General features: G+C 67.2%; 19 protein-coding genes. 7 read left to right on the top strand and 12 right to left on the bottom strand.

Annotation, left to right across the window (positions count from 1 at the left end; translation table 11 throughout):
• Nucleotides 1-25: 25 nt before the first annotated feature.
• The 3 genes from ACG83_RS37925 to ACG83_RS48225 all read left to right on the top strand — a co-directional run bounded on the left by ACG83_RS37925 (nucleotide 26) and on the right by ACG83_RS48225 (nucleotide 3,404).
• Nucleotides 26-856, top strand: a complete 831-nt coding sequence (locus tag ACG83_RS37925; RefSeq protein WP_054571082.1) for a hypothetical protein — start codon at nucleotides 26-28, stop codon at nucleotides 854-856.
• A 336-nt stretch (nucleotides 857-1,192) separates the two neighbouring features.
• On the top strand, nucleotides 1,193-2,803 hold the full coding sequence (locus ACG83_RS37920; protein ID WP_152991630.1) for an AMP-binding protein: 1,611 nt from the start codon (nucleotides 1,193-1,195) through the stop codon (nucleotides 2,801-2,803).
• Between the two features lie 490 nt (nucleotides 2,804-3,293).
• Nucleotides 3,294-3,404, top strand: coding sequence for a hypothetical protein (locus tag ACG83_RS48225; protein ID WP_083473902.1), 111 nt, complete (start codon nucleotides 3,294-3,296; stop codon nucleotides 3,402-3,404).
• 678 nt (nucleotides 3,405-4,082) lie between these two features.
• Here ACG83_RS48225 and ACG83_RS37910 read toward each other — a convergent pair.
• Nucleotides 4,083-5,384 carry a DUF4277 domain-containing protein gene (locus ACG83_RS37910; protein WP_226932700.1) on the bottom strand — a complete coding sequence of 434 codons (1,302 nt, stop codon included), beginning with the start codon at nucleotides 5,382-5,384 and terminating at the stop codon, nucleotides 4,083-4,085.
• Nucleotides 5,385-5,626: 242 nt separating this feature from the next.
• Here ACG83_RS37910 and ACG83_RS37905 point away from each other — a divergent pair, with 242 nt between their 5' ends.
• A complete protein-coding gene (locus ACG83_RS37905) occupies nucleotides 5,627-8,365 on the top strand; it encodes a LuxR C-terminal-related transcriptional regulator (RefSeq protein ID WP_054571079.1) in 2,739 nt (912 codons plus the stop codon).
• 310 nt (nucleotides 8,366-8,675) lie between these two features.
• Here the strand turns inward: ACG83_RS37905 and ACG83_RS48220 are convergent, their stop codons facing one another.
• Nucleotides 8,676-8,936, bottom strand: coding sequence for an integrase core domain-containing protein (locus ACG83_RS48220; protein WP_161934844.1), 261 nt, complete (start codon nucleotides 8,934-8,936; stop codon nucleotides 8,676-8,678).
• Here ACG83_RS48220 and ACG83_RS45640 point away from each other — a divergent pair.
• A complete protein-coding gene (locus tag ACG83_RS45640; RefSeq protein WP_054571135.1) occupies nucleotides 8,911-9,213 on the top strand; it encodes a transposase in 303 nt (100 codons plus the stop codon). The two genes, ACG83_RS48220 and ACG83_RS45640, sit on opposite strands and share 26 nt — an antisense overlap.
• A gap of 228 nt (nucleotides 9,214-9,441) precedes the next feature.
• On the opposite strand, the gene ACG83_RS37895 is transcribed toward ACG83_RS45640, so the two are convergent.
• Nucleotides 9,442-11,016 (bottom strand): diguanylate cyclase, encoded by a 1,575-nt coding sequence (locus ACG83_RS37895; RefSeq protein ID WP_161934842.1) that lies wholly within the window; start codon nucleotides 11,014-11,016, stop codon nucleotides 9,442-9,444.
• 721 nt (nucleotides 11,017-11,737) lie between these two features.
• On the opposite strand from ACG83_RS37895, the gene ACG83_RS37890 reads away from it, so the two are divergent.
• On the top strand, nucleotides 11,738-13,333 hold the full coding sequence (locus ACG83_RS37890) for a PAS domain-containing protein (RefSeq protein ID WP_369812948.1): 1,596 nt from the start codon (nucleotides 11,738-11,740) through the stop codon (nucleotides 13,331-13,333).
• A 394-nt stretch (nucleotides 13,334-13,727) separates the two neighbouring features.
• Nucleotides 13,728-14,261: a hypothetical protein gene (locus tag ACG83_RS37885; RefSeq protein WP_054571076.1), complete on the top strand. Its 534-nt coding sequence runs from the start codon at nucleotides 13,728-13,730 to the stop codon at nucleotides 14,259-14,261.
• Between the two features lie 688 nt (nucleotides 14,262-14,949).
• On the opposite strand, the gene ACG83_RS37880 is transcribed toward ACG83_RS37885, so the two are convergent.
• The 9 genes from ACG83_RS37880 to ACG83_RS37835 form a co-directional block, all read right to left on the bottom strand.
• The gene (locus ACG83_RS37880) at nucleotides 14,950-15,411 is read right to left on the bottom strand and encodes a hypothetical protein (RefSeq protein WP_054571075.1); all 462 of its coding nucleotides are present in this window, start codon (nucleotides 15,409-15,411) and stop codon (nucleotides 14,950-14,952) included.
• A gap of 147 nt (nucleotides 15,412-15,558) precedes the next feature.
• Nucleotides 15,559-15,927 (bottom strand): hypothetical protein, encoded by a 369-nt coding sequence (locus tag ACG83_RS37875; protein ID WP_152991629.1) that lies wholly within the window; start codon nucleotides 15,925-15,927, stop codon nucleotides 15,559-15,561.
• An 831-nt stretch (nucleotides 15,928-16,758) separates the two neighbouring features.
• Nucleotides 16,759-17,409 carry an NUDIX domain-containing protein gene (locus tag ACG83_RS37870; protein WP_054571073.1) on the bottom strand — a complete coding sequence of 217 codons (651 nt, stop codon included), beginning with the start codon at nucleotides 17,407-17,409 and terminating at the stop codon, nucleotides 16,759-16,761.
• 8 nt (nucleotides 17,410-17,417) lie between these two features.
• Nucleotides 17,418-18,191, bottom strand: a complete 774-nt coding sequence (locus tag ACG83_RS37865) for a sugar phosphate nucleotidyltransferase (RefSeq protein WP_054571072.1) — start codon at nucleotides 18,189-18,191, stop codon at nucleotides 17,418-17,420.
• Nucleotides 18,191-19,327 (bottom strand): hypothetical protein, encoded by a 1,137-nt coding sequence (locus ACG83_RS37860; protein ID WP_063793341.1) that lies wholly within the window; start codon nucleotides 19,325-19,327, stop codon nucleotides 18,191-18,193. Before ACG83_RS37860 ends, ACG83_RS37865 begins: the two co-directional genes overlap by 1 nt.
• Entirely contained in the window at nucleotides 19,324-20,124 is an 801-nt protein-coding gene (locus ACG83_RS37855) for a hypothetical protein (protein ID WP_054571070.1), read from the bottom strand. Before ACG83_RS37855 ends, ACG83_RS37860 begins: the two co-directional genes overlap by 4 nt.
• Nucleotides 20,121-20,675 (bottom strand): hypothetical protein, encoded by a 555-nt coding sequence (locus ACG83_RS37850; RefSeq protein ID WP_054571069.1) that lies wholly within the window; start codon nucleotides 20,673-20,675, stop codon nucleotides 20,121-20,123. Before ACG83_RS37850 ends, ACG83_RS37855 begins: the two co-directional genes overlap by 4 nt.
• Nucleotides 20,672-21,643 (bottom strand): hypothetical protein, encoded by a 972-nt coding sequence (locus ACG83_RS37845; RefSeq protein ID WP_200931446.1) that lies wholly within the window; start codon nucleotides 21,641-21,643, stop codon nucleotides 20,672-20,674. The genes ACG83_RS37850 and ACG83_RS37845 overlap by 4 nt, the downstream gene beginning before the upstream one ends.
• A gap of 585 nt (nucleotides 21,644-22,228) precedes the next feature.
• Nucleotides 22,229-22,567: a hypothetical protein gene (locus ACG83_RS37835; protein WP_235498444.1), complete on the bottom strand. Its 339-nt coding sequence runs from the start codon at nucleotides 22,565-22,567 to the stop codon at nucleotides 22,229-22,231.
• Between the last annotated feature and the right edge of the window lie 72 nt (nucleotides 22,568-22,639).

Here is a 22,639-nt window from a genome sequence, read left to right as displayed (position 1 = left end):
TACTGACGAGGATGGCGGGAGAACGATGAAGGCCTTGGACGACTGGGTTCATGGCAGGCGTGACACTCTGACCTGGTTGGACTGCGACCGGTACGTGTGGTCGGTGTTCGCTGGCGCGCCGGACCGCTGGTACGACGATCCGGCCACGCTGGTCGCGGCCACCGCGCAGGCACACCGGTTACTGCGGTCCGATGTGTTCGGTGTCAACGTCTTAGGTCCGTTCTCCCGCCACCTCGTTCCGGCTGGAGACGCTGCCGAGGTGTGCGCGGCGCTGGAGTTGGCCGAGCCGCGCCGGGTGCTGGCCGACACCCTCGACGCCCTGCTCCACCAGCTCGGCGACCATGCCGACATCGTGCTCGGCTGTCCGTCCCCGCGCCGGCTCTTCGCGTCCGGTGCGGAGGTCGGTTTCGACGAGCTCGATGACGTCGCAACAGGTCTGCTGGAGGTGATCCGCACCATGGCGGATCGGCCGGTCGGCGGGTTGCAGATCATCTGTGATACCCCGTCAGGGCCCGACGACGACGAAATTGACGTCTGGTCGAGTCTGCTGGCCGCAGCCGGGCACTACGGCTGGATCAGCGCGATCCGGTTGGATGGCGTCGCCGACCCCGACCAGGTCGACACTCCGCTGGCCGGTGAGCTACTGCTCCTTCCCCGCGTAGCGGCCGATGCGCTGCCTGATGATCGCCGCCACGGTGGCGGACTCCCGCCCGCCCTGTGGGCCGACACGGCCGAGGCCGCCAGGCTCGCCGAGGCGGCAGCCAAGCGTCGGTTCCGGTTCGGGGAGATCCCGGCCGACGCCCCCCCGGAAACGGTCGTTGCCCGCATCGCGGTGCTCGGCGAAGCCGCACGGTGACGGTGAGCGCCACGGACGACAGCCTGGACGAATGCCGCCATATCCGCCTGGCCGCGCTTGCGTGGGAGGGCCTCCTGCCTGCTGGCTCAAGGGGAGGCCGGTTGGGCCATCGGGGTCTGTGGCGTTCCACGAGACGTGGACGCGCTGTCCGATCAGTGCGAGGTGGCGCTGGCCGTCGGCGCGGACATATTGAACGATCCCAGTCCTCCAGTGGCTGAGGCACCGGAGCGGATCGGGGCCCGCGGCTGACAACCTCGACCCGACCTCGTACTGGAGGCCGGATGAGGAGCTCGCCGCGGTGCTCGGCACCACGTTCTGGTCGCCAAGGTTGGCTCCGTGACCGTTCTCGAGCGCACCTCACCAAGGCAGGAAGGACGCCCCATGCGGGTCATCGACTACTTCGACAAGGGCGCACAGCACAACGGCGATCGCTTCTTCATCGTCTCCGATGAGGGCAACGTGACTTATGCCGAGGCCGCTCGGCATTCGCGGCGGCTGGCCGCCGGGCTGTACGCGCGAGGCTTCTCCCCCGGTGATGGGGTCGGCGTGCTGGCCCCGAACGTCAGCGAGGGGCTCCTGGGGATGCTCGGCCTCTGGAGGGCCGGCGGCGTCTGGGCACCCCTCAACCATCTCAACGCGTTGAGCGCGACGCTGGACTTCATGAATGAAGTGAAGGTGCGGTGGCTGCTGCTGCACTCACGCTTCGCCGACCAAGTAGATGAGATCCTCGCGCACGTGCCCACCCTCAAGCACGTCATCTGCCTGGACAAGCCGTTCGCCGGCGCTGAGTCGATGGCCGATGTCCTCGCCGCCGGCGACGGGGTGGACATACCGGACTGGAGCGACCCCTTCGGCGCACCTACCGCAGTGTGTGCTACCTGGCCCACGGGCGGGACGACGGGCAGGTCCAAGGCGGTCATCTGGACCAACGACGTATTCGCGAACCTCATCGACCTGTCCACGCGGCACTGGCCGGCGTCCGAGCACCCGGTGAACCTCATGGTGGCGCCTATCACGCACGCGGCCGGCGTCATGGCGGTCATCCTGGCGGCCCAGGGCGCGACGGTCGTCATCCGCCCGGGTTTCGACGCCGAGGACGCACTGGGCCGCATCGAGCGCGACGGAGTCACGCATGTGTTTCTTCCGCCGACGGCGTACTACCGCATGCTGGAAGGCCAGAAGGCGCGGCCCCGCGACTGCTCCAGCCTGAAGATGCTGCTGATCGCCGCCGCGCCGGTCTCGCCGGACAAGTTCAGCGAGGGCGTCACCGCGTTCGGTCCGTGCATCGCGCAGTGCTGGGGGCAGGCCGAGGCGCCGATGCTGCTCACCTACCTCTCGCCTCAGCAGGTGGCCGCCGCGGTCGCGGGAGACCACCCGGAGAGGCTCGCGTCGTGCGGGCATCCGACGCTTTCCTGCCAAGTGGAGGCGATGGATGATCAGGGCAACCTTTTGGCACCCGGTGAGCGGGGCGAGCTGGTAGTCCGCGGTCGCCTCGTCACGTCTGGCTACCACAACCGTCCGGAGGACACCGCCGCGATCCGTACGTTCGGCTGGCACCACACCGGCGATGTCGGCTACCTCGACGAGAACGGCTTCGTCTACATCGTCGACCGGAAGAAGGAAATGGTGGTCACCGGCGGGTTTAACGTCTATCCTGCCGAGGTGGAGTCGGCCATTTTGGCGCTGCCTGAGGTCCGCGACTGCGCCGTCATCGGTATTCCAGATGACGAGTGGGGTGAGGCGGTGTGTGCGCTGGTAATCCCGGCCGAACCGGGATGGGCCGACGCTGGCCACATCATCTCGACCAGCAAGGCGACGTTGGGCTCGGTGAAGGCGCCGAAGGTCGTGCACTTCGTCGATTCACTCCCGTCGACGCCGGTCGGCAAGGTCGACAAGAAGGCGATTCGAGCGAGGTATTGGAAGGGCCGGACGCGGTCAGTCAACTAACACCCACCACAGCCATGTCCTATATGTGGCGGCTGCGGTCTACATGCCGCGATGGCCACGCTGCGCATAAATCATTATGCATATCTAGCTCACGACCATCCGTCGCGCGGATAGCGCGGCGGATTTAATCCCTAACTGGATGAGGAGGCCACGGATGAGCCCCAAGGGTCATTCCGCCTCGACGGCAAGGTCGCGCTGGTAACGGGTGGCACCCGTCGCATCGGCGTCGAGTGCGCGCGGGCTCCTGCAGCTGATGGCGCCAGCGTGATGGTGACAGATGTAGAGTCCTGCCGGAAAGGAGACCGCTGAGTCTAAAGGATGTGACTGTGGAATTCGGGAGGCTGGGCTACGACATTTACTGGAATTCCATCCATCCATCCAGGCGTTGTGGAAACCGACACGGCAGAGCAGTTCTTCCGCAAGAACCAGGCTCTGGCCATGGAAAGTCTACATTAGGTCCGCATTCACCGCGGCTCATCCGATCGGCCGCATGGGTTTGCCGCGGGATATCGCCAACACCGTGCGCTTCCTCGCGGCAGATGTATCGTCCTGGATCACCGGCGTGGAGCTACCGATCGACGAGGGTTGGATCGCGATCTGAACCTGATCTATAACCTGTATGGTGTGTTGGTAAGTGGCCATGGTGAGCTCTCGTCTGGTGGCCTTTCCGACGTCGTGGCGGGGCGCTGGCGTGTAGATGGGCGAGCCGGGAGGCCGGCTGGAGACGCTGCCGAGGTGTGCGCGGCGCTGGAGTTGGCCGAGCCGCGCCGGGTGCTGGCCGACACCCTCGACGCCCTGCTCCACCAGCTCGGCGACCATGCCGACATCGTGCTCGGCTGTCCGTCCCCGCGCCGGCTCTTCGCGTCCGGTGCGGAGGTCGGTTTCGACGAGCTCGATGACGTCGCAACAGGTCTGCTGGAGGTGATCCGCACCATGGCGGATCGGCCGGTCGGCGGGTTGCAGATCCCTTGCGCTTCGAGGTGTTCGACACAGCTGTTCCTGCAGCTCTACGGCCACAGCACCGAGGTGGAGAATGCCGCCGCAACCTGCCCCGGAGTCGGGTGGGTCTCGGTCGTGGGAATTAATGCGGCCCCCCGACCGAGACGAAGGCGACGTCGCGTTCGTCGTGCCCGACAGTACCGGCGCGCTCGACGAGGCCAAGCTGCTCACCCACTGCCCCAGCGAGCTCGCCCGCTACAAGCCAGCCCAAGGTCGTGCGCGTCGTTGAGAGGCTGCCAGCCACCATGTTCGGCGAGATCGGCAGGAATGCTGCGGCCGGCTAGCCCCGTCTTTTGCGCATGGGGTTTCGATGCATTACTCGGGCCGGTTGTCGATCAAAGTAGTCGGGTCGGGTCGGGCCGACGCCGAGGATGTCGAGGAGGTGCTGGTGCAGGTGTGGCGGGCGCGGGATGTAGGCGGGTCGGCTGCCCTGCGCGGGCACGAGGCGCAGCTTGCTGAGCGTGCCGAGGATGAGTGCCCCGGTGGGGCGGGCGGGACGTCCGGCGTAGAGGCCGGAGATCTTCCCGTCTGGGCCGGCGCCTTGCCGGGCTTGGCGTTCGATCAGGCAGAAGATGAGCAGGGCCAGGCAGATCACGTGGATGAGGGCGTGGATCCGCTGGTTGGAGTGCAGGAACATCGGTTCGACCGCGAGTGGGCTCTTGAATGCGCCGTAGCGACGTCCGACGACTTCCTGTCCTTTGTAGCGGGCGCGAACCTCGCCGGGGCCGATCTCGTGTGGCAGGGTGTACCAGCCGTCGGTAGTGGCCTCGGCGTCGAGCGCGGCGGCGTCGAAGTGCCAGGTCAGGTCCGGTCTCCCGGTGTCCGGGTCGACGTTGGTGGTGGCGACCAGGTAGTGGGTGACGCGGTGTTTCGTCGCCAGGAGGGTGAGGCGGGCTTTCACCGCGGCTTCGGTGCGGTAGAGGTGGTGGCTGCCCGCGGTGCGGGTGAGGGTGTCGAGGTCGGCGCGGGCACGGCCGAGTTTCAGCGCGCGGGCGGTCTTGGCTGCCTCACCGGCACCGCCGTCGTAGGCGCGGTGGACCAGCGGGATCCCGCCGTCACCAGTGACCGCGAGCCCGGTCCGGACCTGTTTGAGATCGGGCCGGCGGTCCTTCGGGTGGCCGTATCTCGGGGTCGCGTAGTCCTCCTCGGCCTCGGGGTAGGCGCCGTGCAGCGAGATCGACGTCATGACCGAGTGGATCCGGGAGATGTCGAGGTCGAACGTGGTGATCGCCGCGGTGCCGACCGAACCCATGACTGCCTCGCAGACCGGGGCGAGCGCGTCCAGCGCCCGACCGAGCCGGTCGTCGTTCAACACGTCCGGCGCGAGGCCGAACATCTCCTCGACCGCCCAGTCCCGTGCCCACCGTTCGACGTGGAGCAGCGGGGTCGGGGACGTCAGCCGGTTGGCGACCAGCGCGGCGATCACCTCACCGTGAGTCGCCCGGTTGGCCTTGTCACGCATCGGGGCGAGCCGATCGATCGTGCCCGCGACATCGAGGCGGGCCAGGTAGTCACGCACGACGGGCAGCGCACCGAGCGGCTTCTCGACGCTCGGCGGCACGTAGTCCATCGCGACCGACATAGCCACGAACAGTCCCAGACCGGCCACTACCGATCACGATCGTCCCGACGTAATCCGAACAAGACATCACGCAGCTGTCCCACCGCACGCACGTACGGAAGACAGGGCTAGCCGGGCTGGGGCGCCGAGATATTGCGGGCCCGAGTGGACGGTGGGAAACTCTGCTCTAGAGCATGTGGGGGAAGTCACAAGCATGTGACAGCGGAGGTGGGCGGGGAGCCCTTGAAGGCGAGGCGAGCTGGATGGACGCCGAGGTACGTCCCATGCTGGCGGTGTCCACGAAGTTTCAGGCGCCGAGCTATGACGATGGGCTGGTCAGCCGTGACCGCCTCATCGACCAGCTTCGCGAAGGTCGAACCAAGCGGCTGACGTTGATCCACGCACCCGCCGGGTTCGGTAAGACCACTCTGGCGGTCCAGTGGCAGCGTGTGCTGCGTGCCGAAGGTGTGCCGGTCGCCTGGCTCAGTCTCGATCGCGACGACAACGACGCCGTCTGGTTCCTCAGCCACCTCATCGAGGCGGTGCGTCGCGTCGAACCCACCTTCGCTGGCGGATTGGTCGATGTCATCGAACATCATTCCGGTGACGCTCAACGTTACGTGCTCACCGAGCTGGTCAACCAGATTGCCGAACACCGACTGCCCCTCGCGATCGTTCTCGACGACTGGCACCTCATCGACAACCCCAATGCTGCCGCCGCGCTGGAATTCTTGCTGGATGTGGGTCCTGACAACCTCCACCTGATCGTCACCAGTCGAACCCGCTCGCCGGCTGTCGGGAGGCTCAGGGTCCGCAACCAGGTCACCGAGATCGACGCCACCCAGTTACGTTTCGACCGCAACGAATCCGCCGCCTTCCTCCTCGACCTCAACGCACTGGACCTCGACAGCGAGGACGTTCATCGACTGTGCTCCAGCACCGACGGCTGGGTTGCCGCGCTCCAACTCGCCACCCTGTCGCTACGCAACAGCGATGACCCGTCAGCGCTGATCCGCGGCTTCTCCGGACGGCATCACTCTATCGGCGACTACCTCGCCGAGAACGTGCTCAACACGCTGCCCGCCGACCTGCTTGACTTCCTCCTCACGACCTCCATCTGTGATCGTCTCTGCGGTGACCTCGCCGCCGCGGTCAGCGGACAGCGGCGTGGGCAGGCCCTGTTGGAGGAGCTCGAACAGCGAGACATGTTCCTGCGGCCGCTCGACGACAACCGGGAATGGTTCCGCTATCATCACCTCTTCGCGGACTATCTGCGGCGGCACCTGGAACGCACTCATGCGGACCGGATCATCACTCTCCACCGCACCGCGTCAGGGTGGATCGCCAATCATGACCTGCTCGGTGAGGCCGTCACCCACGCCTTGGCCGCCGGCGACGACACCGGAGCTGTGGATTTGGTGGAACGGCAGGCCATGCCCCTGGTAGAGCACAGCCGCATGGCCACTCTGCTCGGCTTGGTCAACAAGCTGCCGCAGACTCTGCTACCCGGCCGACCGGGGCTGCAGATCGCCATCGCCTGGGCCAACTGCCTCCTGCAACGGGCACAGCCCGCGCAGACCGCGCTCGATCACGTACGAGCCACCTTGGTCTCCGTAGCCGACGACACCAGTAGGGAAATCCTTGGCGAGGCCGATGTCGTCCAAGCCTGCATAGATGTTTACGGTGACCGGATCGACCGCGCCGCCATCCTGGTCGCCCCCTACCTCGCGGACGACCCGAGCTACCGACCCTGGCCAGTCGCGGTGTCGTCCAATATCCGTACATTTGTTGATATCCACACTTTCGCTTACGACACCGCGAAGACACGGCAGCAGTGGGCCAACGCCTTCCATGAGACGACACACGGGCCTTTCCCTGCCGTGTACGGGCGTTGCTTCGCCGGACTAGCAGCATTCGCCCAACTTGACCTGGTGACCGCCGGGCGCCTCTATAAGGAAGCAGTGGTCCTCGCCCGCGGAGGTGCTGGAGGAAAATCGCATGCCGCCCGGATGGCGGGAGCGCTACTGGGCAGGCTGTACTACGAGCGCGGCGACATCAACGCCGCCGAGCGGCTCCTTGAGGAGTGCCATGAACTTGGCGCCGAAAGCGGCGTTGCCGACTTCATGATCGCGACTTACTCCACACTGGCCCGTATCAAAGTGCTGCGAGGCGACGTCGAAGACGCCTGGTCATTTCTCAATGAAGGCGAAGAAGCGGCGAGCCAGCTCTCGCTACCTCGTTTGTCGGCCGCCGTCGATCACGAACGCCTGCGGCTGCATTTGGACCTCGGGGACATCAGGAGCGCACAGAACGTACTCGCCCGCCAAGTCGAGGATATCGAACGCGGCGACGATGGCATCGCCATGGCCACCCGCCACTACCAGCTCGCGATGCGCGCGCGAATAATGTCTGCTCAGGGCGACTACGAAGGCGCACTCCGACTACTGTCCGAGATTCTCCAGGAGAGTAGCTCCGTAGCCTGGCGGTACGCTGAAACGACCGCACGCGTCGAACTCGCCGTGGTCCTCTCTCTCGGCGGCGACTCTGACGCTGCGATCCGTGCAGCGGTGCCTGCGCTGGTTGCCGGAGCCCGCTCCGGTCTCGTGCGCACTATGATCGATGCGGGGCCGGAGCTCCTAAAGATCATCAGAGGGCTTCGAGACGCTAGTCGATGTCGCCGATGGCCCGCGAATTTGCCCACCGTACCGTCGGACTACCTGTACAAGCTGCTCACCGCGACCCATATCGACGCGGGGCGGGCAGCCATCCCCATTATCGATCGCCCGGGCGAGCGGAATCCGCCCGAAGAACCGCTCAACGCCCGCGAGATCGACATCCTCCGTCTCCTGAACTGCGGGCTGTCAAACAAAGAAATCGCACGTAGTCTCGGCTTGACTATAAATACCGTCAAATGGTATCTTAAAAACATTTATGCCAAGCTAGGAGTCGCCCGCCGCGGCGAATCAGTTGCGGAGGCGCGGCGCCGAGGTTTCCTGCCTTGAAAGCTCTACCATCTCTTCGGCGAAGGCGCTGACAGTAGCCTCGGGTTGGGTACGTCAGGCGGCGTGTGTCATTCGGGGTACCGGCTGCGGCGCGTTGCTGGTACTGGTAGCAGTGCACCCGCGAGATCTGGACTCCGCAACTTGGACACCTGGCCGGCGGCCGGCGCATCTGATGTTCGGTCCCACCCGGATCAGTGATCAGGTTGCCTTCTTCCTCTCCGGAAAGTCCGGAAAGCGCTAGATCCGGACTGATGTGCCCGTTAAATCCGGACAGGCGAAATTAAGCTAGTTTACGCCGCAGACTGTCTTTTCAGATAGTCATCGTGGACCTGGCGCGGGTACGGTAACCGAGTCCCGAGTGGCGGCGTGTCGTGTTGTAGCGGAGTTCGATGTAGCGGGTGATGTCACGGCGGGCGTGTTCGCGCGTGGGGTAGACGGTGCGGTGGACGTGTTCGTTCTTGAGGGCCGCGAAGAACGACTTAGAGTTGACCCGTTCCTGTTCACACCCGGGCTCTTTGGGGCAATGGTCCCAGGGAGGAGTGCAGGTGCCGAGATCAAAACCGCCGTACACCGAGGAGTTCCGCCGGCAGATGGTGGAACTGGTTCGAGCTAGGCGGATACTCGAGGAACTAGCGAAGGAATACGGCCCTTCAGGGCAGTCGATCCGTAACTGGGTCCGGGAAGCCTCCCGAGACGAAAGCGGCAGAGCGGACGAGATCAGCACCGCGGAACGCGAGGAGCTGAAACGCCTCCGGAAGGAGAACCGGCAGCTCCGCGAAGAACGCGACATCCTCCGCAAGGCCACAATTTTCTTCGCGACGGGTGTGTCCAGGAGTTCGACTATGTGAGGTGTAGTCGGGCGTAAGCTTGAGGTGGCCAGCCGGTGGAAGTCCAGTCTGCGGAGGTGCCGGAACCCGCGGTAGCTGGTTCCCGGCGTCGGGAGAGATCCCGGGCGTCGAAGCGGAACACGCCACCTGACCCGCCAAGCCGACGCCCTCGGCTACACCGTCCGCTTCGACCCCATCCCCGAGGCCGCCCGAGCCGGGCACCGCCGTCACCTCACGTTATTTCTCGGGTCAGACCCGCCACCGGTCGTCGTCAACTAGGGCGTCGGCGACAACGGCTCGGTTACGGCCAGTGTTCTTGGCGTGGTAGAGAGCCGTGTCGGCGCGGGCGAGAAGGGAGTCGAGGCCTGTGTCAGCGGCATGGAGAGTGGCGAGGCCGACGCTGACAGTGACCGACAGTGGGCCGACAGAGGTGGGGATCGGGGTCGCGCTGACAGTCTCGCGGAGCCGTTCGGCGAATGCGCGGGCGGTTTCGGTGGGTGCGTCGAGGGCAACAGTGAACTCCTCGCCGCCGATCCGGCCGATGATGTCCCGCGCGCGTAGCGTGGCGCGGAATCGCTGGGCGACCTCGGTGAGTACCGTGTCGCCGATGGCGTGTCCGTGCAGGTCGTTGACGCGTTTGAAGTGGTCGATGTCGGCCATCAGAACGGCCATCGGCCGGCCACTGCGCAGGTGTCGTCTCGTCATCGCCCCGGCCTGATCGAGGAGGTGACGGCGGTTGGCCAGTCCGGTCAGAGGGTCCATCTGGGCAAGGCGCTGGGCCTCCTCGTATCGGCAGGCGTTCTCGCAGGCAACCGCAGCGTGGCCGAGCACGGTGCGGGCGATTGCGAGCTGCTCGGGTCCATAGCAGTCGGCCTCCCGGCAGGTGATCAGGATCAGAACGGTCGGATGCGGGCGGAAGGCCGCAGGGACGGCCAACCAGCTACCAATAGGATGGCGTTGGCCAGGGAGAGGTTCGGGCGGGCCACCGCGGGGGTCGGCGAGCGCTTGCCCGGCGTAGGCATCCAGCAGCGACGAGCCCGGGCGCAGCCTGATCCTCTGGCCCACGGTACGGGAGTCCACGTCGCCATGAACGGCAACGACCCGCAGCGTTCCGCTCGGTTCGCGGGCCAGCGCCCAGACCGTGTCGAACGCGAGCATGTGGGCAGCAGCGCTCATGACCCTGCGCAGAACCTTGCGGGCGTTGAGGGTGGATGCCGCAGCGGCGGTGATGTTCTGAATGGTTTCGGCCAGCTCGCGCTGGCGGCATTCGCTGGCCACCAGCATCCGCAGTTTCGCAGGGTCCGCGGTGCGCAGCGAGATCAATTCCCGGTCCGCTCTGCTCGTCGAAGCGAGCACGGCTTGACGGATCTCGCCGGCTGCGATACTTGCCATCGCCGAGAGCAGGGGTCCTGCATGCCGGTTCGGGCAGGTCACGTCCAGCAGGCCGAGGAGTTCCCCGGTCACCAAGTCATGCAGCGGAACTCCGACGCAGGCGAGGTCGCTGTAGGGTTCGCCGTAGTGCTCGGCGCCGAAGACGCCAATCGGGGCATCTCCCGCCAGGGCGGTTCCGACGCCGTTCGTGCCGACGAAGCGTTCCGCGAAGTTGAAGCCGGGCGCCACCGGTACCCGGTCGAGCCGCCGCTCGAAGGCAGCGTCACCGGTTCGCCGAACGAGGATCAACCCGTCCGCATCGGTCAGGATCATACTGATCTTCTGGCCTTCCAACCGGTTACCCAGCTCCTTGATGATTGGTTCCGCCGTCTGAATGAAGGGCGCATCGAGTTCCAGGCCCGAAAAAGACGGCTCCGGGCGATCGGGGGCCACCGTAAGATCCCGCGACCGTTGCCACGACTGCAGGATCGGGTCCCGCACCCCGCGAAGGTCGCCGTCCTCGCCGGTGAGGAAAAGCTCTCGTGCGCGGGACCTCGATGCACGGCCGCCTGACTGTGACGCTGTGGATCGACCCGTCATCGAAACCACTTCTTTCACAGAAAGATCAGATAACCTAGATTCAGTCTATACCCGGGAGTACCCTTGGTCTGATCGAGATGTCGTTATGACCCATACGGACCGAAAGTGATATCTGTTCGTTTCGAAACCTATTAGACGAATTTTTCGGGTTCCGTCACGATCAGCTGTCAACGGCCATTTCGTTCTCCCCGTAGGCGGCCTGCGGTTGTCCCCACCGTCACCAGATGCAGGCCCTGGATCGCGCCGTACCGGTGCGGCCACCTCAGCCGCAGGCCTCGGGTGGGGACGCGGTGTACGTCGTGGCCATGTGTGGTCCGCTGCGTTGTTGCGGTGGAAAGCTGATGCAGGTGCTGCATAGATGTGATTTGTGCATCTGAGTTGGCTAGATAGCGGGCGGAAACGCCAGATAGAAGGGCTACCGGGGCTGTGGAGCATAGGGCGTGGGACAGCGTCAGGGTCTCGCGGTGTGCTCGTCGGCCGTCGCCTGCCGGTCGGGGGCGATCGGCGGGCCGCGCGGGCTCGTCTGTGTGAGGGGATCCGCCGTCGCGGGGGGAGGCGACCATCGGTGAGGTCTGTGTCGAGAGGGACTCTGCAGCGCGGGGATTCGCGGCGGACCGGGGCGGGGCGCGATGGGGACGCGGCCCGAGGCCGCGAGGCCGAGGATGTGCTGGATTCGCTAAGTGAGGTGGTGTTCCGGACCGACGCTGAGGGCCGTTGGACCTACCTGAACCGGGCCTGGACGACCCTGACCGGTTTCGATGTCGTCGCCAGTCTGGGTGCCCGGTTCCTGGACTATGTCCACCCTGACGAGGTCGAGTACACCGTCACGTTGTTCATGAGTGTGGTCGCGGGCGGTGCCGACCACTGCCACCACGAGACCCGCTATCGGACCCGGGACGGAAGCTACCGCCGGGTCCAGATCAGGGCCACCGTCGTGCGGGACACGGCCGGCGCGGTGGTCGGCAACATCGGGACGATCCTGGACGTCACTGCCGCCCGCCGAGACGAGAAGACCATCGGGGAGCACGCCGCGTTGCTGGACCTGGTGTCCACGGGCGTTCCCGTCGGCGAGCTGCCGGTAGGGGTGGCCCTGTATGACGCCGACCTGCGGCTGTGGCGTGGTTCACCGGTCATCGACGAGATCGTGGGCGTGCCCCAGTGTGTGGGGGACCGTCTCGACCAGCTGACGGAACGGCTGTCGCCGGCCGGTCCGCACCAGCGCTGCCTGGGCGGCGAATGGGGCATGATCGCGGCCGCGCTGGCCACCCACCACGCCCAGGTCGGCGATCTCGATCTGAGAGGGGAGCACGATTCCGCCCGGTCGGTGCGAATCACGGTGATCCCTTGGCTGCGGGGTGGTGAGGAGATGCTCGCGCTCGTCTTCACCGACATCACCGACCTGCGTCGGGCCGAGCGGGAGGCACACCGGCTCTGCCGGCGGGCGGAGCGGGGCCGGGCCTGGCTGGCGGCCAGCGCCGAGATCACGACCAGCGTGCTCGCCGCCCCGGACCCCCGCGACGCGCTCGGTCTCGTCGCGCGGATCGGCCGGCGCACAGCCGCCGCAGACCTGGGCATCCTCGCCGTCCCCGACGAAGACGGCGCCCTGGTCGTGACCGCCGCCGCCGTGGCCCCCGACCTGCCCGCCGACGCGGAGGCACTGCGAGGGCTGACCGTCACCCGCGACCCCGACGCCGGGGCGGACATGCCCACCGCGGGCCAGACCGTCGTTCTGAAAGGTCTGCACGTGCGAGGCAACCGGGCCGTTCCCACCCCGGAACTGACCCTCACGGGCGCGCTGGCCGTCCCGCTACGCCTCACCCGGAACACATCGCCGATCATGATCCTTGGGTACCGGTCCAGCTCGCCGCACCTTGCCGCGTCCGACATCGAGCTGGTCGAGGCGTTCGCCGCCGACGCCGCGCTCGCCCTCGATCTGGCCGAGGCACACCAGGAACACGCACGCCTCGCGGTTCTCGAGGATCGCGACCGCATCGCCCGTGACCTGGGTGACCTTGTCCTGCAACGCCTGTTCGCCATCGGCCTGCATCTGCAGTCCCTGACCCGCGTAGCCGGCGACCTCATCAGCGCACGACTCAACGCGGCCATCGCCGCCCTCGACCAGACCATCGAGGAGATCCGCCGCACGATCCTGCACGTGCAATCCGCATGATCCGGGCGGCACCGCCATGGTTTGCCTGCAGTGGTGAGCGGCGCGCCAGACCGGATCCCTCGCCGCTGCCGGTTCGGTGATCCGGGGCATGGCGGAACGCGCGCGGGTCCGGGAGATCGACCCGGACGAGAGGAGAAGCTGTTGCGGATTCGTGCGCTGATCCTCGTGCCCGGGTGACGCGGCGCCGAGCGCAGAGGACCCTGTTCTCAGCGCCGGCTATAACCCCAGCGCGGATCACGGAAAGGACGTTCCTGTCGGAGGACCGGGTCCGGGATGCGGTCCCGAAGAGCCCCGCGGTTTCCTCTCGGCCTGCCGCACGCCAGGATACCGCTGGCAGGCGCGGTCGCGGCGGCGAGTGGACCGGGTCGCACCACGAGGCTCACAATGGGCGACCGTGACCGATCCCGCGAGCGCCGCCCAGCGCACGTTGGCCCTGCTTACCGGCCAGCTCCACGTCGCAGACCACGAAGGCGGCCCGGACACCACCGCGCTGCGGGCCGCACAGCGACACCTCGACGCGATCATCCGCGACGCCGCTACCCGCGCCCCGATCGAGACCATCACCAGCGTGGAACGGCTGGCCGTCGGACTTCTGCTGCAGCTCGCCAAGACCACCCACACATCCCCGCAGACCACGCTCCAGGACATCGCCGTCCTCCACGCCCGCCAAAGCACGGACGCAGACCCGGCCGTCGCCTTGCTGACTGCCCGCCTCGACATGGCCGACACGACACCGGCCACGGCACCGTTGGACGCGGTACGCCAAGAACTGATCTTCCACGCGGTGCAGAGCAACCCCCAGCGCATCCTGCGCACCTTGACCATGGTCGCCACCGCGTTGCTCATCGCCCTCGCCGAAGCCCTGGGAACAACCCCCGAGAAGCTGATCGCTCGCCTCGCTCTCTACACCTACCCGCACGACCACTGACCTGGCGCGGGGGAAGACATCGGCCGCCCTCGCGCCCGCGCGCTGCGGCCGACCTTGGTCGGGCACGGGCCGACGGGACCCGCGTCACCAGCGACCGGTCGACTTAGGGGCCGGTGAGCTGTCCGTGGCGCGGCGTCCCCATCCCGCGCGGCATGGCTCGCGGGGAGACCGGCGTTGGCCTCGTCAGCCGTTCCACCGGGACCGGTAAGACCACGATCGCCACCTGGTCAGCTACCCAGCGTGGCTATGACGCGAGTCGGCGCCGTTTGTCGGTGGGGGGGAGTGTCTGCCGGTCGCGGACGGCTGGTAGGTCGTGTCAGCGGGAGTGAGCGCCGCTGGTGGTGAGGGCAGGAGGGTCGGGTCTGGGGTGGGCTGTTGGGGGTGGTGTGGGCGAGGCGGTAGGACTGGGTGCCGGTCTCGATGATGGGGCCACCGAATCGCCGAATCGGGATATCCCCGGCCCTATCCGTCATCATGGATGAGCCACGTGATGGCTAACTACGCCACGGTCGCCATGACGATCGCCGTGGCAGGATGAACTGCATGGGGCCGCCGCAGCCAACCCCCTACGACCGCGACCGTCGGTAGCCACCGATGGGCTCCGAACCAAGGCCGTGCTCCTCTAACCGTCGCAGGGAGGCCACGCCGAGCGCAGCGGCGGTTCGTGTCGTCGCGAGGTGCTCGTGATTCAGTCGTCGAATCCGACGGTCTCCGGAGTGAGCGGGCGTGCGGCTGGCCTGGTCTGGAAGCTGACGTTCCAGCCGTCATGTTCCGGTTCGCCGGCCATGGTGGCCTCCCATCGGTAACGCGTGCCCGCGGTCAGTGTCAGCGGCGGTAGGGTGATCGCGAGAGGGATCTGCAGGGGGGAGCCCTCGGCGAGGTCCTGGGTGCGGCCCGCCTCTATGATTGCTTCGAGCCGTACGGGCTGAGGCCCGGCCGGCCCGGGCTGGACGGCTGGTGCGCCGTCCTGATCGTGTAGCTCGAGTTGCAGCGTGAACGGTGAGTTCGCTCGGTCCCAGGGAACCTCGATCAGGATGCCGAGGGCGGACGGAGCAGGCGACGGCCCGATGAGGTTCCAGCCGCCGCCGAGAATGTACAGCTTGCCTTCCGAGACCTGGGCGGCATCGCAGAGGATCATGGTGAGTTTCACGGGCTACTCCTGATCTGCTCGTGCGGCGGGCGCAACGCGGCCAATCGGCAAGGGCTGGCTCTGCATCGCCGACGTAGGGCTGATACCTGTGGCCGTGAGGCGTTCGTTTCATCGCGATCAGACCGCCGCTCCCGGTGACCGTGAGGTTCAGGATCGCCGCAGGAGGCGGTCGTCGAACGCGATGTCGACAGTCTGCAGGAAGGACCCGGCACCTCCGCGGATATGCTCGCGGGTCGCGATCGCGACGGGGCAGATCGCCTGCGCCGAACGCCACACGCACGACGCCGCCGATCTCCGCGAGCACGCCCGGCCATCGAGTGGCCGCTTCACCTCGCGCCACAGCACGGCCGCGCGGGACGCGTCGCCGGCGGACTGCCTGGTCGGGTTCGGGCGCCAGCAGTAGTCTGAGCGTGCTGCGGGCGACAATCGCTTCAGACCCTGGCAGGCGTAATGGCCGAGGATGGCCACGGCGTCGTCGGCCGGCTCGGCCAGCCCGCCATCACGGTGCGCGATCATGATGGGCAGCTCGGACGAGCCGGACACCGTGGTGAACACAGTCGCCATGCTTGGTAAGCCGGCCAGCAGGTCGATGTGGCGGGTCCCACCGGCGCAGCACAGCGGACACAGGCCGGGTGTGGGCCGTTGGTCCGGCCGCAGTGCCAGCCAGGGCCGTCCGCCCCGCGCCGGGCGGTGTTGGCCTGGGCGAGGGCTCCAGGAGGGGGCATGGGTGGGTCCCAGTCCAGGTCGGCCGGGGCGGACACGTCGACGAGGCCGGGGCCAGATCCCGTTCTCGCTTGCGTAGCCAACCGCAAGACCCTCGGCGTCTGCCGCGCCTGCCACGAGGACATCCACGCCGGACGTCTCACACGCAGACCACGATGAGCACTGGAGAGCCCGCTGCTACGGAAAGCGGGCACGGCTGGTTCGGAGGGGGGCCGTCGGAAAAGGACCAGGCAACTGGCACCTCGCCGACGGCCTACCCTACGTCACGCCGGGATCTGTGGGAGCCCGGGGGTGTGATCCCCCCGGGCTCCCCGACCAATCATTCCTCGACGTTACCCATCGCTGATTGACGGTGGCCAGTGAAAAATCCCTGTATGTGGGGACAACCGCAGGCCGCCTACGGGGAGAACGAAATGGCCGTTGACATGGGTCGCCTTCGATGGCACGCGGCGCAGGTTCGCTGTCAAAGGACACCGATCTTGTCTACCGGTGTGGTGGACGCGCCGCCTGGCGCTCAAATCGATCGTCATCTGATCTTCCTTTCGGAGATCAGATCGTGCTCAATGCCGCGTGCATCTGGCGCTCGATGCCATGTCCGAAGCCAGATGGCTCGGTTCTCGGCGGTCACCAGAACAGGTGTGCGCGTTCGCCGGCGCAGAAGCGACGCGCGGCGATGAACAGGCGGAGGTAAAGCTGATCGAGTTTCAGGTAGTTGGGGATGAGGTCGGCCGTCGTCAGGGCGGCCTCGCGGTACTCAAGCCCGATGTCGGTGCGGGTGGCATAGCGGGCGGGCACGGTGTCGGTGTCACCGTCGGCGAGCTTGATCGCGTCGCCCAAGGCGATGTCCACCAGGCCGGATACCTCAGCATCGGCGAGTGGGATCTCCTCCAACGCCACGTCCAAGGGGATCAGATGCCAGTGTTGGAACTCGCGTTCGATGTAGTCGGGGGCGAGGGTGACGGCGGTCTGCCGCAGGCCGATCGGGTGCAGGTCGGCGTAGGCGACGGGCAGGCCGAGTTCCTCGTGGACTTCCCGCACGCCGTCGGCGATGGTCTCACCGGCCTGGTAGTGGCCGCCGACGGTGATGTCGGCGTAGTCGGGCCGGTCGAAGCTGTAGCGACCGGGGGCCTTCTTCTGGAGGAGCACGCGCCGGGTGGTGGGGTTGATCGCGAGTGCGGAGAAGGTGCGGTGCCACAAGCCCGTGGCGTGGGCGGCCTTCTTGTCCTCGGTGCCGACGGGTTCGTAGCGGTCGTTGAAAATATCGATCAGCGTCACGGTTGTCCTCAGGGGTGAACGGCGGGTTTCGTCTGGAGTTGCCAGTAGGTTTGGAGGGCTTCGAGGTATCGGTGTGGCTCACCGACGGTGACCCAGCGTCCGCTGATCCGGTGGACACGCACGTCGGCGATCCGGGCGATTTCACCCACGGCCACTCCGAGATCGACTTCTCCGCGGGCGTGTTCGGTCGGGACGAGCAGATCGAAGATCGACGGTCGCAGGATGAGTCGGGACACGACCGCGAGCGGTTCTACCACCGTGGCTGGATCGGGGCGTTGCCGGATGCCAAGGACGCGGTCGGGGTTGTCGGGATGGGTGTCGATCACACCGAACGAAGCGATGTCGGCGGGGGCTACGAGTTGCGCGGCGATCACCGCGTCGGCTCCGTCGTTGGCGAGGTCGCGCATCGCCGCGAGGTCGTGTCCGCCCAGCAGCACCTCGTCGCCGAACGCCACGGCGAAGGAATTCTGCGCGGAGAGTCTGTCCCGCAGGGTGAGTAGCGGGGTGCCGTTGCCGTAACCGTGCCCGAGGTCCTCGGCGATGGCCTCGACGGGCACACCGTCGTCGCGCAGCACATCCAGGTAGGCGGGCACGACGACATCATCGGGCCGGGTGGCGACGATGACAGTGGTGGCTCCGGCTCGGACACATTCGGAGATGACATGGTCGACGGCGGGCCGGTGCCCGACTGGCAGCATCTCCTTGGGGACGATCGTGCTGAAGGGCCGGAACCGTGTCGCGTGCCCCGCCGCGGTGACCACCGCTGTCCAGGCCTCTGGCATCACCGAATACCTCCCGTTGCGCTCTCAAGGATGCGGGCGAGGTCACTGATCGGGTTGTGCGCGCCGAAGTTCACCTCGATGCACGGCACGGCCGCCGCGATGTGTTCGATCGCGGCCCTTGCGTGGCGGTCGAGCTGGTCGTCCGTACTGCGGCGGGGGACCAGCCAGGGCCGGACCCAGAACTCGTCGCGGGGGGTGAAGCAGTTCGCTGCGACGATCCGGCGCGTCTCGGGGGCGGTCAGGCGGCGTGTCTGTGCCGGCTTGCTCGTATCGGCCAGCCGGGGCACCACGACCATCCGCAGCGCCGACCGTGAGATCAGGCGGGCACCGAACGCCTCGGCGAACTGGCGGGCGGTGAAGGCGTGCTTGACCGTCGAGCCGATGTCCGCGGGCATCCTGTCGAGCCCGCTGCCGGTGCCGGCGGTGCGTCGAACCAGGCTCTCCAGCTCGGGGAACGCTGCGATGGTGCCTCGCCCGGTCGGCACCGGAAGCGGCACCGCGACCGCGTGATCACCCTTGTGGAGGACAAGCCGATCGTTGGACATCAAAGCAGCGCCGGGTAACCGCAGCAGCGCCGCAGCCACGGTGGTCTTGCCCGCCCCACGGGGTCCGCAGACCATCACGGCCGTGCCGCCGACATCGACACCAGCCGCGTGGAAGATGACACCGCCGGCGTCTTCGTAGGTGCGCAGCATGGCCTCCCGGATGAGCCTGATCGGGTAGCGATGCGGGCGCACGGTCCCGGTATGGGTGAACAGATCGATGTCGTGGCCGTGCACGGTCACGGCGTACGCGCCCGGCTGGTGTTCCACCTTGTCCGTGGCGATGACGTAGCAACGGCGGCCCGTCGGGTCGTCGGCCGTCTGCATCAGCAGTCCCGGAACCGGTTCGATGAAGCTTGTGGTCGGCGAGCGCGTGATGGTCGCGACGACCTGGTGAAATGCCAGGTCGTCGGTGTGCACTCGGATGCTGAACCCGGCCAGATCGAGTTCCCCTGGTGGTGTCGTGAGGAAGTCCGACAGGTACGTCTGCTGGGTTGACAGCCATGTGGATGGTGCTGTGATCGCGAACGCCACATCTCCGGCGTGACAGTCCCACCTGGCCAGGGCCGCCGATGGATGGGCTGACGGTTTCATGTCAGGGCAAGCTCCTTCACTGCCTGGTCGGCCTGCCGGATGCGGCGGGCCCGTTCTGCTTCGGGTAGATCCCGGAACGCCCGTACGGAGGTCAGGGCGAAGAAGGTATGAGCGCTCGCAGGTTCGGCCTGCCCGGCCAGCGCGCGCAAGGCCAGCACGGCTCGCGTCCGGAACCACCATGCGGAGAACGACTCGACGGGCTGGGTAGCTGTCGGCGACACCAGGCATGCGAGATCCTCGCGTTGGCCTGCCGCCGCGGTGGCAGAGGGATGCAGGAGCGCGCGGGCGGCGTAGCCGATCATCGCGTCGAGGGTCACCGTGGTGTCGAAGCACAAGGCGTCGAACAGCTCCTCGAACAGGTTCGACGGCTCCGGACGCATGCTCGGGATGAGCGGTGGCAGCACGTCGACCAGCACGACGTGGTCCTCGGCGAGGCAGAAGTTCACCAGATTGGTGTCCACGCGGGCATCCGTGGCGTCCAGGGCGCGTACCCATCCGGCGATCTCGATGACCGCGTCGATGAAACGAGGCGGGTTGATGCTGGCGTGGTCGAGCAGCGTCGGGCCGGTGACCCAGCGATGCCGTACCGCGAGCGGCTGGGTGGATTCCACCGACAGGCGGGATGGCAGGGTGACTCCGGCTGCTCGCAGCGTGGACAGGTAGGCGTTCATGCCGGTCGCCCCGGCGTTCTGCGCCACTGCCGCGAACCGGGACCCCGCCGGGTGCTGTCCGTTCAACGTTTTGATCACGTCGTCGCCGTCGCGGCGATGCGCGGCGAAGTCACCCTGCTCGGTCATCGGGTGCTATTCCTGGCGCGGAGGAAGGCGTCGGCGTCGAGCACCATGGCGCGGAATTCCGCGAGCAGGTCCAGCCTGAGGCGGTTGGCCAGCGTGCCGGCGGCCGTGACCGCGCTGGCGCTGGCTGCCGGGATCGACGGCGGTGTGCCGGTGGGCTGGTGACGGAATCCGTCGTGCATCATCGCGGCTTCGGCGAGCTGGCCCACCGTGATCAGCAGGCGCAGGAAATGTTCGATCTCGCCGTCACGGCCTTCCGGTCCGGCTGTCGGAAGCGCGGCGGGCTCTGTGCCGGCCAGCGTGGGCACGCTGAGCGCGGCCAAGAGCACGTCGGCTAGTTCATCCCCGGTGTTCGTGATCGGCCGCTGCGGATCGTGGAGGCCGGTGGTGTCGGCTCCCCGCCGGCGGAGCAGACACAGGGCCAGGTGTCCGAGTTGGACGGTCATCTCGGCGGCGGCAGTGGTCGCGGTCCACGGCTGCGGCGCGGTGCCCGCGAACCCTGCCCGCAGCCGGCGCACGTCGGTCAGCGCGCCGGCCAGGTCCTCGGGTGTCATCGGGCATCACCGATGACCAGTGGGAGGGCGCCGGCTGTTCCGCTGCTCCAGTAGGGGTCGCTGTGCTGGCGCGCGATGCGTACCCGCATGCCAAGGTCTTGGGTCAGCGCGGCGGCGGCGCTCGTCGGCAGGACCGCATGGATCACGACTTCTCCATGGGGGTGGTCGAGGGTGAACGGCGTGTCGGGGTGGCCACGTCGGTTCAACGCGGTGCGAACGGCCGCCTCGGTCAGGGCGGGTCGGCTGAGAAGGTCGGCTTCGCAGCGGCGGCGTTGGGCGGCGGGGCAATGGTTGCGTGCCGTGCACACGCTGCTGCCGAACACCCCGAACCGGTCCGACTGGTCGAGTACATAGGCCAGGGCGCAGGAGTTCGTGTGGAACAACGGATAGCCGGGCCGGCGCCTATGAGTCGCGTGGATGAAGTCCCAGAACGCTTGGGGGTACACACATTCGGCCGCGGTGACACCCGGCGTGGTGGCCAGCTCCGACCACAGCTCGGCGAGTCGGGCCAACGCGGCGGACTCCACCTTCAGACCGGCAGCCACGGTGCAGCGTGCGTACTCCGCCGCCCAGTCGAAGACCGCTTCCATCGTGCCAGTGGTCGCGGACTCCGGGAACGCGGGCCGCCAGTAGTGCGCGACGGGGACGTCCGCGTCGGCCAGCCGAGGAAAGGTGGCCTTCAACTGGTCATGCCGGATGCCACGTTCCATGTCGCGCCCCAGGCCCGAATAGCTCAAATACACGATCGTCCGTAGTCCGGCCTGGCGAGCCGTGGTCACCACATGGAGTGTTTCATCGGGGATCGGGCATTTGGTGATCAGCACGAGGGGGTTGGAGATCTGCCGCTCTACCAGCACGGCCAGCAGGTCGGCGAGGTGCGCGCGGGAACTCGGCAGCGCCATCACATCGGTCCAGGTGTACAGCGCCACCGGGCGATCCGGCGCGTAGTACGGCGAGGCGGTTAGCATGTCGACCGTTTCCACCGGAGTGGCCAACTGCTCGGGCCGGACGGCGGTCTGCCCGCGCTCATTCAGAAAACAGTACGAGCAGGCCTTTGGACAGCCCTGGATGGGGTTCACCGCGATCCACGTAGCGTGCTGGTCGACAACGGCGGTCCTCGTACGGCGCGAGTGATGGACCCGGCGTGCATCTACGCCGAGGCGGCTTTCCATGGTCTCCACGCTCCTTGTCAGTCTGGGCAGAGCCTGTCAACCCCGGTGAGACATCAGGCGGCGGCTTGGTTGGTCGGTGGAGCAGCTTCGGTCCCGATGATCGCGGGGACTGGTTGATCCATGCCTCGCTCGGGCATGTGGGCGGGGTTGGTCGGTATCCTCAGTGACGACACGGACACCGAGATCTCGGCTCCCCGCTGCGGGAGGCACCTCCGCCGCCAGGGCACCGTCGGCAAGCCGATGCAGAGCTGCGGGCCGGCGGACCCGGTGACCGGTATGGTCAGACAGGCAAACTCGCTGAGGGCCGTAGCACGCGGCTGCCGTAGGTCGGTGGCGGCCATCGCCGTGAGATTGCGGTTCCTCTTGATGACCGGAGGGTCATCAATGGTCATGTGCGACTCCCGGGTTCCGCGGTGTTCGCTGTGTCGGCACATGGTGCGGGCTGGTCGCGCTGGTCGCGCTGGTGAGCAGGATGACGGCGGCGATGTGGATCTGTGTACGGGCCGCGTCGCGGCTGGCCTGGTTCTGCGCGGCGTCGTAGCGGTCGAGGGCGGCGCGTAGCGCGGTCCATTCCGGTGAGGCCGGGTCGATGGGCGGGGTAAACAGCGCGAGCATCCGGGCGATATCCCCCGGTGGGGTGATCTCGGGCAGGGCCGCCATGCGCGCGGTGAGCACGATCGGGCGTAGGGCGACTGGAACGAGAGGAACGTGGGGGGTCACGCGATCCGCACAGCCCGTATCGCCCGGTGGACGCCGGTGTCATGGTCGATGGTCTTCGACACGGGCGGGGCC

It is taken from the genome of Frankia sp. R43, from assembly GCF_001306465.1.
Taxonomy (GTDB): Bacteria; Actinomycetota; Actinomycetes; order Frankiales; family Frankiaceae; genus Parafrankia; species Parafrankia irregularis.
The sequence above is the reverse complement of the archived record's forward strand: the minus strand, read 5'-3'. Positions and strand labels throughout refer to the sequence as shown.

Bases quoted from the DNA above. Each gene is read 5' to 3' on its own strand.
- ACG83_RS37845 (WP_200931446.1), bottom strand. From the start codon at position 21,643: ATGCTAACCGCCTCGCCGTACTACGCGCCGGATCGCCCGGTGGCGCTG.
- ACG83_RS37875 (WP_152991629.1), bottom strand. From the start codon at position 15,927: ATGATCGCGCACCGTGATGGCGGGCTGGCCGAGCCGGCCGACGACGCC.
- ACG83_RS37860 (WP_063793341.1), bottom strand. From the start codon at position 19,327: ATGAAACCGTCAGCCCATCCATCGGCGGCCCTGGCCAGGTGGGACTGT.
- ACG83_RS37905 (WP_054571079.1), top strand. From the start codon at position 5,627: ATGGACGCCGAGGTACGTCCCATGCTGGCGGTGTCCACGAAGTTTCAG.
- ACG83_RS48225 (WP_083473902.1), top strand. From the start codon at position 3,294: ATGGGTTTGCCGCGGGATATCGCCAACACCGTGCGCTTCCTCGCGGCA.
- ACG83_RS37865 (WP_054571072.1), bottom strand. From the start codon at position 18,191: ATGCCAGAGGCCTGGACAGCGGTGGTCACCGCGGCGGGGCACGCGACA.
- ACG83_RS37855 (WP_054571070.1), bottom strand. From the start codon at position 20,124: ATGACCGAGCAGGGTGACTTCGCCGCGCATCGCCGCGACGGCGACGAC.
- ACG83_RS37850 (WP_054571069.1), bottom strand. From the start codon at position 20,675: ATGACACCCGAGGACCTGGCCGGCGCGCTGACCGACGTGCGCCGGCTG.
- ACG83_RS37910 (WP_226932700.1), bottom strand. From the start codon at position 5,384: ATGTCGGTCGCGATGGACTACGTGCCGCCGAGCGTCGAGAAGCCGCTC.
- ACG83_RS37925 (WP_054571082.1), top strand. From the start codon at position 26: ATGAAGGCCTTGGACGACTGGGTTCATGGCAGGCGTGACACTCTGACC.